The sequence below is a fragment of the Flammeovirga sp. OC4 genome (assembly GCF_000812565.1).
In the GTDB taxonomy this organism is placed as follows: domain Bacteria; phylum Bacteroidota; class Bacteroidia; order Cytophagales; family Flammeovirgaceae; genus Flammeovirga.
The window spans coordinates 60,438-73,669 of the sequence record NZ_JTAM01000004.1; the positions used below are offsets into that span (position 1 = coordinate 60,438).

At 34.5% G+C, this 13,232-nt stretch carries 10 protein-coding genes; 8 read left to right on the forward strand and 2 right to left on the reverse strand.

The genetic code is table 11. From position 1 onward, the window contains the following. The first annotated feature begins 1 nt into the window (after nt 1). From PL77_RS04520 to PL77_RS04545, 6 genes are all read left to right on the forward strand, one after another. Nucleotides 2-3,664 (forward strand): PAS domain-containing hybrid sensor histidine kinase/response regulator, encoded by a 3,663-nt coding sequence (locus tag PL77_RS04520; RefSeq protein ID WP_044202211.1) that lies wholly within the window; start codon nt 2-4, stop codon nt 3,662-3,664. A gap of 136 nt (nt 3,665-3,800) precedes the next feature. Beyond that, nucleotides 3,801-4,220: a hypothetical protein gene (locus PL77_RS04525; protein WP_044202213.1), complete on the forward strand. Its 420-nt coding sequence runs from the start codon at nt 3,801-3,803 to the stop codon at nt 4,218-4,220. A 40-nt stretch (nt 4,221-4,260) separates the two neighbouring features. Further along, entirely contained in the window at nt 4,261-4,851 is a 591-nt protein-coding gene (locus PL77_RS04530; RefSeq protein WP_044202215.1) for a penicillin-binding protein activator LpoB, read from the forward strand. 177 nt (nt 4,852-5,028) lie between these two features. Then, nucleotides 5,029-6,414 carry a COG3014 family protein gene (locus PL77_RS04535; RefSeq protein ID WP_044202217.1) on the forward strand — a complete coding sequence of 462 codons (1,386 nt, stop codon included), beginning with the start codon at nt 5,029-5,031 and terminating at the stop codon, nt 6,412-6,414. Between the two features lie 186 nt (nt 6,415-6,600). After that, nucleotides 6,601-8,061, forward strand: a complete 1,461-nt coding sequence (locus tag PL77_RS04540) for a sodium:solute symporter (protein WP_052444168.1) — start codon at nt 6,601-6,603, stop codon at nt 8,059-8,061. A gap of 195 nt (nt 8,062-8,256) precedes the next feature. Further along, nucleotides 8,257-8,763 (forward strand): hypothetical protein, encoded by a 507-nt coding sequence (locus PL77_RS04545; protein ID WP_044202218.1) that lies wholly within the window; start codon nt 8,257-8,259, stop codon nt 8,761-8,763. A 76-nt stretch (nt 8,764-8,839) separates the two neighbouring features. On the opposite strand, the gene PL77_RS04550 is transcribed toward PL77_RS04545, so the two are convergent. Beyond that, nucleotides 8,840-9,214 carry a hypothetical protein gene (locus PL77_RS04550; RefSeq protein WP_044202219.1) on the reverse strand — a complete coding sequence of 125 codons (375 nt, stop codon included), beginning with the start codon at nt 9,212-9,214 and terminating at the stop codon, nt 8,840-8,842. A 65-nt stretch (nt 9,215-9,279) separates the two neighbouring features. Beyond that, on the reverse strand, nt 9,280-9,975 hold the full coding sequence (gene recO / locus PL77_RS04555; RefSeq protein ID WP_044202221.1) for a DNA repair protein RecO: 696 nt from the start codon (nt 9,973-9,975) through the stop codon (nt 9,280-9,282). 102 nt (nt 9,976-10,077) lie between these two features. Here recO and dnaG point away from each other — a divergent pair, with 102 nt between their 5' ends. Both dnaG and cysD read left to right on the forward strand, forming a co-directional pair. Beyond that, nucleotides 10,078-12,174, forward strand: a complete 2,097-nt coding sequence (dnaG, locus tag PL77_RS04560; protein WP_044202223.1) for a DNA primase — start codon at nt 10,078-10,080, stop codon at nt 12,172-12,174. A gap of 149 nt (nt 12,175-12,323) precedes the next feature. Then, on the forward strand, nt 12,324-13,229 hold the full coding sequence (cysD, locus tag PL77_RS04565) for a sulfate adenylyltransferase subunit CysD (protein WP_044202230.1): 906 nt from the start codon (nt 12,324-12,326) through the stop codon (nt 13,227-13,229). The last annotated feature ends 3 nt before the right edge of the window (nt 13,230-13,232 follow it).

A 13,232-nucleotide genomic window follows, 5' to 3' on the forward strand; every position in this document is an offset into this window, starting at 1 on the left:
AATGAATAATTCAGACCAAAAACCCAAAGTATCAACTCATGAGAATAGTCACTTCAAAGTTTTTGAAGATGCCTATCAAGCTACTGATGCTCCAACTTTTGGATTAAATGACGCAGGGATCATTATCTTCTGGAATGATGCCATGCTTAATATAACTGATTATTACCCAGAAGAAACAGTCGGTCGACATTATTCTGAATTTGCAGAAATATTTTATTATGAAGACACCTTTTCATTAGAAGGGTTGCTTCAAAACCTCACGGGAAAACTCAGAGACCGTAAAGGAGTTGAGTTACAAGTGAGAACTGCAGGGGTTCCTGTCACCGCCAATGGTATACAGCACGTTTATCTTTCGGTACAAAACATCACAAAAGAAACGGTTCATGTTCAAGAACTGGTAAAAAACAATATTCTCATGAAAGAGCTTTTTAGTTCCTCAAGAGAAATGGTAGTGGTGTTTAATAGGAAGGGCAATATCAGCTTTGCAAGTGAGCCTTTTAAAAATTTGGTGAATATGACAGATCCTCAAATCAGGAGGACTACGTTTATTAACCTTATTCCAAATTCTCACCGTACAAGGCTTCTTATAGGTCTTAAAATGGCAGAAGAATCTCAGGATGAGCATAAAATGGAATTGACGATAGAAAGTGAATCTCAAAAAAGAATCACCGATTGTCATATTTCTTATAAAGCTGATTCTAAGGACTGTTATCGCCTACATCTTTTTGATATCACTGATAAAAAGAGAAAGGAGTTAGAGCAAGAGGTAAGTATTACATTCGCAAAGCTTTTGCAAGAAAACTTGAAAATCCAAGAGCTTTACGAAAAGGTCTACCTTGCCATGAAACTGGTGGTAGATATGGATAGCTTTCTTTTGCTTCGTCTGAAATTATCAGGACAAGGAATGTATATTCCTTTTTACAGTACCAAAACTTCTGACCTCGCTAAAAAGGAAGAAGTACCTGCTAGTGAATTTGCATTAGCGATGGCTAACGTACTTAACAGACCAATGTTTATGTACAAAGAGGTCATTCAGAAGTTAGCAAAGCAATATAACCTAAACCTTATCAATGTCCCTGAAATTTGGATGGGTCTTCCTTTGATTTCAAATAATCAGAAAATGGGAATGATCGTTGTCCAATCTTTTTCTGATAGAAAGGCCTTTAGTAAGCCTGACCTTAATCTTTTCGATTTAGCAACTGGTATCCTTGCCGCTGCCATTATCAGAGATCAGAGTCAATTAAAAGTAAGGGCACAATTAGAAGCAATTTTTGAAAGTGGAGAACAAGCTATATGGACTTTCAATAAATCTGGAATGGTAACAAGATACAATCAGCATTTTGCAGAGTACATCAAGCAATATTCCAATATTGAATTAATGCCAGGCATGATGCTCAACAGTATTATTCCATTTACTCCACGCTTTGAAGAACATTGGGATCAAATATTAAAAAGAGTTTTTGATGGTGAATCCATCAGTTTTGAATATAAGTTTAATACATTCTTAGGGACAGAACAATGGCACTCTATCTCTCTAAACCCTGTTAGAATGCAGAGTGGTGATGGGGAAATTATTCAGGAGATTGCCGGAGTAACACAAAACATTACACAGCGTAAGAAGATGGAAATTCATATTGCGGATAGTGAAGAACTTTTCCGTAATATCTTTGAAACACTACAAGATGTTTATTTCCGAACTGATTTAGATGGTAACTTCACGCTGATTTCTCCTTCTGTAAAAGATATGTTAGGTGTTAAGCCAGGAGAAATCATCGATAAACATGTCACTGAATATTACATTTCAGAATCAGACTTATCGAGACTAATGAAAATGTTGGCAGTAAAAGGAGCTGTCAAGAACCATGAAAGCATTGTTCGAAATAAAAATGGCGAAGTACGTTACATTCTTTCTAATTTCAGGCTGATTTATGATAAAAAACTCAAGCCTTCAGGTGTAGAAGGTTTAGCAAGAGATATTACCCCAATTAAGCAGTCTGAACATGAACTCAGAGAAGCAAAAGACCTTGCTGAGAAATCTTTAGAGGTCAAAAGACAATTCTTATCGAATATGTCACATGAAATTCGTACGCCTATGAATGGTGTGATTGGTATGGTGGACTTATTAAGTACAACAGTGCTTAGTCAAGAACAGAAAAAGTATGTTTCTACAATCAAACGTTCTTCTGAAATCTTACTTAATATCCTGAACGATATCCTTGACCTATCAAAGATTGAAGCAGGAAAAATGGAGCTACGTCCACTGCCAATAGATATTCGAGTTACAATCTCTAAGCTCATCGCGTTGTTCCATCAAAATGCTAAGAATAAAAATACACAATTAATCTCCAATGTTTCAGACAATGTACCAAACGTAATTCTTGCTGACGAGACTCGTTTGCTGCAAATTCTTTCTAACCTTACATCTAACGCTATTAAATTTACTGAAGATGGTACCGTTACGATCAATGTAAATGGTGTCCAGAAGTTTAATGGTATCTATACATTAATGTTTGATGTGATTGATACAGGTTGTGGGATCTCAAAAAATGGACAAGCACAGTTATTTAAACAGTTCAGTCAGGTAGAAGATTCTTATAAGCGTACCAAAGGTGGTACAGGTTTAGGACTCTCTATTTCTCAAGAATTATGTAACATGATGGATGGTGACATTGGTGTGGAGTCCGAATTAAATGTAGGAAGTACCTTCTGGTTTACCATTGAGGTAAAAGAGGTCAATCACTTACCTCCTACCAATAATAATTTAGAAAGTAAGGAGTTATTTTCTCAAAAAATCAGTAGCCTTCAACCTAATATTTTAGTGGTAGATGACAATAGTGTCAATATCATGGTGGCTGAAAGTATTCTGAAAAAAGCAGGTTGTAAAACCACTTCCGCTAATAGTGGCTTTAAGGCATTAGATTTGTTAGAAGCTGGAAATGAATACGATATCATCTTCATGGATATTCAAATGCCAAGAATGAATGGTATGGAAACCACTCAACGTATCCATGAAAGCTTTACTGATTTTAAGACGCCTATTATTGCCATGACAGCTTTTACATTAGTTGAAGAACAACAGGAGTTTTTGAAAGCAGGTATGGACGATTTCTTACCAAAACCGATCAAAGCCTTCGATTTACTTAACAAAGTGGAAGAAGTTATGAATGATACTTTTTCATCAAAAGTTGGTATAGATACCTCTGCTACAATTGAAGTGGATAAAGATAAAGAGCAAAGTACACCTCAACCTGTTGTGGAAGAAATCATGGAAGACATTCAAAATGATACACCAAGAACAGATCAAGTATTGGACGAACATGGTCATATTATTGTAGACTATGCGGTAACAGCAGAGTTGGCTAAATATGGTGGTATTGAGCTAATTCAGCTGTCATTTGAAGACTTTTTCAATGAAGGTGATGAGCTGATTCATGAGTTGATAGAAGCAAAAAGTAATAATTCAATTCAAGAAGTCAAATCCATTATGCATACTTTTAAGGGAACTGCCGCCACATTGGGAATCATTAAACTGTCAGAAAAAGCAAAACACTCTGAACAGAAGTTAAAGCACGATGATACAACCAATATGGATGAGGATATTGATGATGTATTTTCATTATATAATGAAATAAAAACTACTATTCTCAATAACCTAGGAGAATAATAGAATCTTGAATAAATTGAACTCGTAAATATTAATACTCAAAAATAAATCTTAAACGTTAATTAATGTTTCTAATGAAACCATTCTAACATTAATGACGTTTTCGATAGAACTTAATAACAACTACGTAATAATTATGAAAACAATTACAAAATTAATAGGTTTATTTTCGCTTTCTCTTGGATTTATGTTATTGCTGTCAAATGAATCAATGGCACAAGATCTTGAGAAAAGAAAATCGATCTTAATTAGTAAAGACTGGACTATTACAGAAGTAAAAAGAGAAAAACTTACTAAACAAGAAACTTACGCTTTAGACGAAGGCAACACCCTTCATTTCTCTATCGACAAAAAATTTGGTTTTAAGAATAACACCAATGAATATCTTGCGGGTAAGTGGATTATGGGAAGTAAAAAAGAGTTGCTTCTTACACATGGAAAAGGTGATGGTTCTAGTGATACTACCTCATCTAGATTTAAGATAGTTAGTATCTCTGAAACTAAAATTGTACTTAAAAAACTCGACAAGCCAAAAGGAAAGTTTGTATTACAGTAACAAAGAATTTAATCACAAAACAATATATCAATAATTCAAAATGAAATTTTCAAGAAGCTTTACATTCGCTATTACAATTATTTCTTTATTATTTGCTGGAGCTTGTTCAAGATCAGTAACGCGTGTTGATCCCAATACAACTATTGACCTTAGCGGTAGATGGAATGACTCTGACTCTAAGCAAGTTTCTAAAGACATGATTTCAGATGTTATGAGCCGTCCATGGTTACCTAACTTTGAAAATGCAAACAATAAAAGACCTGTCGTTATTGTTGGTGGTTTTATCAACAAATCTCATGAGCATATCGAAGCTGAAACTTTCATCAAAGATATCGAAAGAGAATTTATCAACTCTGGTAAAGTAAGAGTGGTTGAGAATGATCAGTTCCGTGAGCAAATCCGTGCTGAGCAACAGTCTCAACAGGCAAATGCTTCTGAAGAAACGCAAAAGAAAATTGCTCAAGAATTAGGTGCTGACTTCATCATGTTTGGTACTATTAATTCTACTGTTGACGAATTAGGTAAAGAAAAAGTAGTAAACTACAAAGTCAACCTAGAGTTAGCAGATCTTGAGTCAACTGAAAAAGTATGGATTGGCGATAAAGAGATCAAAAAATATATCAAAAATTAATTTGATGTAACACATACTCACCTCCCTAATGAAAGTTCATTTATTAGGGAGGTTATTTTTATTTTATAACCTCAGTATTTTATATTTTTGAGGAAGAGATTTCAAAAATCTCTTAGCTAGAGAAACTAGCTTATTAATTACGCATCTTACTCTATAATATTCAATTCACTCTCAAGTATGAATTACCGAATATACCTCTGTACTGTACTAGTTTTTGTTGTTTATGCTTGTGCTCCTACTTTTTACGAAAAAACGTATGAATTCAACAAGGCACTAGCTGAAGGCAATTATGACCAAGCTGCAGTGATGATGGAAGCAAGTGAAAAAATGGCCTCAGGTCGATTAGAGTTCTTGTATTATGTTAACTCCGGAATGGTGGCATCCCTTCAGGAAAAGTTTGATTATAGTAATCAAATGTTCCAAAAGGCCGATATTTTCATTGAAGATCATAAAAAGAATGTCCTGGAAGAAGGAGGTGCATTACTACTCAATCCCAACCTTTCTACTTACGGAGGGGAAGATCATGAGAAGTTAATGGTAAACTATTTCAAAGCACTTAACTATTTAGAATTAAAGCAATACAATGAAGCTATTGTTGAATGTAAGCGTATGAATCTTGCATTAAACAGGTTGAGTGAAAAGTATTCTTCTGAAAAGAAATACAAACGTGATGCTTTTATCCATGTTATGATGGGCATCATTTACGAAGCAAACAAAGATCCTAACAACGCCTTCATTGCCTATAGAAATGCATTGGAGATATATCAAAATGATTATGCTCGTTTGTTTAAAATGACAGTTCCACAACAATTGAAATACGACATTGTTAGAACTGCTCAAGAAACGGGACTATGGGACGATGCTAAAAAATATGCAAAAGAATTTGGGATTGAACTTCCGAAAGAAGATAACTATGCCAACTTAGTCCTACTTTGGAACAATGGAATGTCGCCAGTAAAGGCTGAATGGGGACTTAATTTCGCTATTATTGAAGGAAAGAATGGATGGGTTACTTTTGTGAATAAAGATTTCGGTTTAAGTTTCCCTTATTACGTTGGAAATGACAAACTCGCTGTCACTTGGATACGTGCCGTTTTCCCTAAATATGTAGAAAGAAAAAGCTTCTATACCAAAGCTACAGTTGATAATGGTGACAACCAGTATCTGTTATCTTTTGCTCAAGATATCAATGCCATTTCTTTTAAAGTATTAGAAGAAAGAATGCTATTAGAATTCAGTAAAACATTACTACGTGTAGCATTAAAACAAAGTGTCGCAGCTAAGGTCTCTCAAGAAAATCAAGGTTGGGGTACTGCTTTAAGTATCTTGGGATCGGCAACTGAATCAGCTGATACTCGTTCATGGCAATCACTCCCTAAAGACATTCTTTATACAAGAGTACCAATAAAAGAAGGACAGAAAACAATCGAACTTGAGTTGACGAATATTAAAGGTGGAAAAGAAAAGAGAACAATCGAACTTCCTCAAGTTTACAAGGGAGAAACAATTGTCTTGCCTTACTACACACTATCATCTTTTGATGCCGCTGCTCATCACTTCTAAAAAGAATAGATTTACAATCTAAAAATAGTCTTCATGGTCAATTGCACTATGAAGACTATTTTTTTTGCTATTTTTTTCTTATTTCGCATTAAAATCTACTTTTTAATGAATAAAGACTTTATCCAATCATTGAATTTCAATAACGATTGATTTAGTTAAATATTTAAGCCATTCAATTTTTTAGATATGAGCATTTCCGCCAATCAGAGTTTATTAATTTTTGTTTCTTATATACTATTACTGTTTTTGATATCCTACTGGACAAGCAAAAACAGTTCTGCCTTATCCTTTTTTAATGGTAATAAAAACTCACCTTGGTATGCTGTGATGTATGGTATGATTGGTACTACTTTATCTGGTATTACCTTTATTTCATTACCAGGTATGGTCAAAGGTGCGTCTTTCAGCTATTTACAAATGAGTTTGGGATACATTCTAGGTTACATAGGAGTTGCTTATATTCTAATGCCTATTTATTACCAAAACAACCTTATTTCAATTTATGGGTACCTAGACCGTCGTCTAGGAAATAGTGCTTATAAAACAGGAGCCTCTTTCTTTATTCTATCAAGAGGCCTACAGGCTGCAGGTAAGCTATTTATTATGGCCACTGTATTGCAGACTTTTATTTACACTCCTTTGGGAATACCCTACACTGTCAATGCCTTTATCCTTCTTCTTATTATCACCCTTTACACCTTAAAAGGGGGGATTAAAACTGTAGTTTGGACAGATACACTACAAACAACATTTATGATAGGTGCGGGTATTCTTACGCTTTACCTTATTGGTGATCAAATGGAAATGCCTCTGTCTGAGATTTATCAGAAAGCAGTAAATGAAACCAATCATACTCAAGCATTTTTCTGGGATGTAAAAGCTCCTAACTATTTCTGGAAACAGTTCATTACAGGAGCCTTTATTGTAATTGTCATGACGGGGCTTGATCAAGATATGATGCAAAAAAACTTAACGATAAAGACATTAAAGGAAGCTCAAAAAAACATGGTATTATTCAGTCTGATCTTATTTGGCACTATTGCCCTATTTTTAGTACTTGGGGTCTTCCTTTATCAATACGCTGACTTTTTAGCATTAGGTTTACCAAAAAAATCAGATCAATTGTTTCCGCTTATTGCACAACAAAAACTTGGCTTATTTGGAGCTTGTATTTTTCTTTTAGGTGTTACTGCTGCTGCATTTTCAAGTGCGGATTCTGCTATTACTTCTCTAACGACTAGTTTCTGTATTGATTTCCTACAACTTGATAAATCTGACCAAACCGAAGCCCAAAAGGCTAAAATTAGAAAAGTAACACATGTTGCTTTTGCTTTTGTATTATTTCTATTAGTAGTACTTTTCAATAGTATAAATAACACCAACGCGTTAGACACAATACTAAAGTTAGCTTCTTATACTTACGGACCTTTACTTGGGTTATTTGCTTTTAGTATTTTGATGAGTGACGAAAGGAAACCTCAATTTGTACCTATTATTTGTATTGCCTCTCCTGTAATTTGCTATTACTTACAGGCAAATTCAATGGCATGGCTCAATGGGTATAAGTTTGGATATGAACTATTATTACTCAATGGAATTCTAACATTTCTTGGTCTTTTAATGACTTCATTTCTCAAAAAAATATAAACAATACCACCAATAACATATATTTAGTGAAAGTAGTTTAAAAGAGTGTTATAAGATTGTCTACAAAATAAAATAAAACGTCTTATAGGTATAGTGTCTAATCATAACATTCAACTCAACAATGATTGGATAAGTACTAAACCTAATAAGTACCAAAACTATTAAATTTTGTTTTCTTCTAACTCTCAATGTATTATGAAGTCAATAACATTTCTAGCAACTACTTTTATTATTGGTCTCCTTTCTTTTAATGCTTATTTTATTGATTCAAATATTGATCAATTTCAGAAGCCTATTGAGAATTCAATCAATGATGTTGCCTATGTTGAGATTACAACTCAACCTAGACTTCAAGGAGTAAACGTAAACCTTTCAGAAACCATTATCGGTGCTCAAGGAGAATTTGATAATCTTTTCTTAAGAGTTCAAAGTGACGATTATCTAAAAATATTAGATATCAAGTGTAATAAAAAAGTAGTGAGAGCTGCTTTTGATGGTGAAACTTCCGAGAATATTAGTCTTATTGGACTCTATTTTCCAATTGATCATTCAAAATCAGTTATTCTCAATCTAAAAAAGATGATCAACTCTCAATTAGTTGAAAAAGGGGATTACACAATCGAAGTTCTCATGAGTAATCAAAATGATGACAATGGAAATCCATTAATTCAAAATAAAAAAATTCACGTTAAAGTCGTTTAGTAAAACGAATGATACTAAAATGAAAAAGCACCTTTCAATTTGAATTGAAAGGTGCTTTTTCTATAAGTAACTTTTCCTATTTTATATCTTTTAAAGGTGTATTTAATGCAGGATTATTTTGAAGGGCATTCACTACCTTTTTATATTCTTTGTTTGGCTTTTTAGACCCACACAATACTTTCACTTCTACTCCCTCAGCATTATTTTCTGTCACAATTACTGTTTTTTCGGCAGTATATATAGCCTTATTTTCATCTGAATAAGTAAGTCTGAATTTTACATTCGTATTGACTTCTAATTTTTGAATCATACTTGGCACCTCAGTCATTGTTGGGGCATTATCCAATACATAAACATTTTTTCCTTTGTCTAATGTTGATGCATTGATTGATAACGTAGATAAGCTGATTACTACAAAAGTAATGATGGCTTTGATTGTGGGCTTTTTCATAGTATTATTAATTTATTTCTAATTACTAATACGTTGTTACCACAATTACAATCAGCTACTTATAGTTAATTCTTATTAAAGGGATTGCCAACATTTCTTAATACCTCTAACGTCTTCATTTTTCCAAAACTCTGAATTTGAAGTTCATAAAAAGAAAGTATCTTATCCATCACTATTCTCCGTGTATGCAGATTAAAAGAAGGAGCCTCGTGGTAATCTTTTTCTATTAATTGATCGATAACTTGAACTAGTGCCGGATCAACATGTACCGTAACTTCAGTCTCTTCTAAAAGCATTTTTCCATCATGAATTCCTATTCCTAAGAAGTGGCTCATTCTAATCATAAACTGAAGCGTGAAGCAATTAAAATTTTCATTCATAGCATCCAAGCTTAACAAACTTTCAGTCAGAAATGAAAAAAGTTCTGGGTTTCCAATTTCATCATCTTTCAATACTTTCTCTAAAAATTCAGTCAGAAAAGTAAGAATCATACTCTTTTTAGGTTGAATTCTGAAAGATAACAAAGGGTGGTCTATCCTCACCTCTTTGATCATTTGAAGGTTTTTATTCGGCTGTTCATACACCTGCAATTCCAGAAGGTTCAATGGCTGGTAAAAAGAAGCCTTATTGCTTTTCTTACTGAATGCCCCTTTGATAATATAATCCCTTCGTCCAAACCTTTCGGTGTAGATATGGACAATAAGGGAAGATTCTTGAAATCTTACGCTACTTAATGTTAATGCTTTTGTCTGTTCAATCATCTTCTCTTCATTATGGATAGCGAAGTTAACTTAAACTCTTAACTTTGTGGTTTAATAGTAAGTACTAAAATACTTTTTTTAATCGAAAAGTAGTCAAAATATATGATCCCTCAGGAAACCGTAGATGAAATAAAACGAACCTTAGACATTGTTGAGGTTGTAGAAGACTTTGTCACCCTAAAGAAAAAGGGTAAATCTTGGATTGGATTATGTCCTTTCCACGTTGACAATACGCCTTCTATGTACGTGACTCCAAGCATGAACTTGTACAAGTGTTTTTCATGCGGCGCTTCTGGCGATGCGATCAAGTTTGTTCAGGAAAAAGAAGGACTTAATTATGTTGAAGCCTTAAAGTACCTTGCCAACAAATATGGGATCAAAATAGAAGAAAAAAAGAGATCTCCTGAGGAAGAAGAAAAGCATAAAAGAAGAGAAAGTATTTTCCTTACCATGAATTACGCAAAGGAGTTTTTCATGCGTGTGATGCAAACTTCTGATGAGGGAAAATCTTTAGGTCTTGGCTATTTCAAAAATAGAGGCTTTACAGGAGATACTATCAATAAGTTTGATCTTGGGTATAGTTTAGATTCTTGGGATGCATTAGAAAAAAGTGCCTTAGAAAAAGGCTATACTGAAGAGGCTCTTGAACTAGCCGGTCTCCGTTCTGCCAATGATAAAGGGAAAAAATACGACCGCTTCAGAGGCAGAGTCATGTTTCCTATTCATGACCTTTCGGGAAGGGTAATTGCCTTTGGTGCTCGTACCTTGAAAAAAGACGGCAAACCAAAATACCTCAACTCTCCTGAAACCGAAATTTACCATAAAAGTGATGCTTTATATGGTATTTACTACGCCAAAGATGCACTGAGAGTCAAAGACAGATGTTACCTAGTAGAAGGGTATACTGATGTGATTTCTCTACATCAATCAGGGATTGAAAACGTAGTAGCTTCTTCTGGTACAGCATTAACAGAAGGACAAATCAAACAGATCAAACGTTTTACAAATAATGTTACCGCACTTTTTGATGGTGACGCTGCGGGACTTAAAGCGGCAATCAGAGGTGTGGATATGCTGTTGGAACAAGGTCTGAATGTACGCGTAGTTCGTCTACCTGAGGGAGAAGACCCTGATAGCTATTGTTCAAAATTAGGTAGTGATAAATTTTCTCAGTTTTTAAAGGATGAAGAAACTGACTTTATTCTTTTTGCTGCAAAATTATATAACGAAGAGGCTAAAAATGATCCTCTAAATAAAGCTGAAAAAGTTAGAGAGGTGTTGAAGAGTATCGTGAAAATTCCTGATACTATTCAACAAGAAATCTTTATTAAAGAGTGTGCTTCTGTTTTTGATATTTCAATTGACGGTTTGATCAAGGAACTCAATGCGTTAAAGCAGAGAGAGATTGAGAGAATTGAGAAAGAGAAAAATAGAGCTAGAAGATCTTATGAGAATCCAAGTGGTGGTTCTGTAGGCAGTGGTTATGTAAGTACTCCGCCTAACGATTTACCACCTCCTCCCCCAGAATTTTATACAGACAATTCTAACTTTCAGGACGTACCTCCTCCAATAGAGGAAATCAATGGACTCCCCCCTCTAGGTGAGCCAATTCCGGTTGAAAAGGAACAACAACCCACTTCTACTCCTGAAAAAAGACTAGCAAAACTTGGTATTCATGAAGAAGAGTTTGTAAGAATTCTAGTTTTGTTCGGAGCGGAATATGTAGACGAAAATGTAGGATACATTTACGAATACCTCTTTGACGAATTAGGAGAAATGATGCTTGAAAATGAATTTTGCCAGCAGATTTTAGTCGATTATAAAAATGAAACGGCTATGGGTGAAATTCCTTCTTTCCATTATTTCACTGAAAAATACAGCAGTGATATGGACAGAAAGAAATTACAGCAAATCCTAAAGGTGGAAAATGAGAAAACACCTAGTGAGGAATGGTTCAAAAGACATAGAATCGTTATACCTAAAAAAGATGAAAACATTGGTAAGCTCGCTTATTCTACACTCTTACATTACAAGCTCACTTATATCGGTGATTTAATAGAACAGTGTAATGAGAGCTTACTAACAGCAGAAAAAGAGGCGAATGATGAAAAATTGATGGAAGCTTTTCAATTACTTTCTTTACTAAATCAACAAAGAAGTGAGATTGCTCAAATCCTTGGTATCACAATAAAAGTCTAAGAGTATGGGCTTTATAACATCTTTTTAGCACGATTTTTTCGTTTCCAAATAATAACATTTTATCTTTGCGGCTTGTATGTAGATATACTGTTCATTGCATTATATCTTCTCTATAACTTAGATACAAATAAATTACAAACATAGATCCAATGAGTAATTATCAACTTTCACACTTGGATGAGTTAGAAGCAGAAGCAATTTACGTTTTACGTGAAGTATTTTCTCAGTTTCAAAATCCAGCATTGCTTTTTTCAGGCGGTAAAGACTCTATAACTGTTGCTCACCTAGCAAAGAAAGCTTTTTATCCTGCCAAGATTCCTTTTACCTTTTTACACGTTGATACAGGACACAACTTCCCTGAAACAATTAAATTCCGTGACGATCTTATTGAAGATTTAGGAGTTCGTTTAGCGGTAGGTTCTGTACAAGACGCTATTGATGATGGTAGAGTAATGGAGGAAACTGGTGCAAACGCAAGTAGAAATAAACTGCAAATTACTGCTCTATTAGATACAATCGAAGATGAGAACTTTGATGTAGCAATTGGTGGTGGCCGTCGTGATGAAGAAAAGGCAAGAGCTAAAGAGCGCTTCTTCTCTCACCGTGATGAGTTTGGTCAATGGGATCCAAAACACCAACGCCCTGAGTTATGGAACTTATTCAATGGTAAGTATAACCCAGGTGAACACTTCAGAGCGTTCCCTATTTCTAACTGGACAGAGTTTGATGTTTGGCAATACATCATGAGAGAGAATATTGAAATTCCTTCTTTATACCTTGCTCATGAAAGAGATGTAATTTGGAGAGATAACACTTGGTTACCAATGTCAGAGCACATCGTATTACGTGACGGTGAAAAAGTGGAAAAGAAAAAAATCCGCTTCAGAACATTAGGTGACATTACTATTACGGGTGGTATTGAATCAGATGCTGATACGATCGAGAAAGTAGTAGAAGAAGTTTCTGCTATGCGTCAGACTGAGCGTGGTAACCGTTCAGATGACAAGCGTTCTGAAACTTCTATGGAAGACCGTAAAAAAGAAGGTTATTTCTAAACA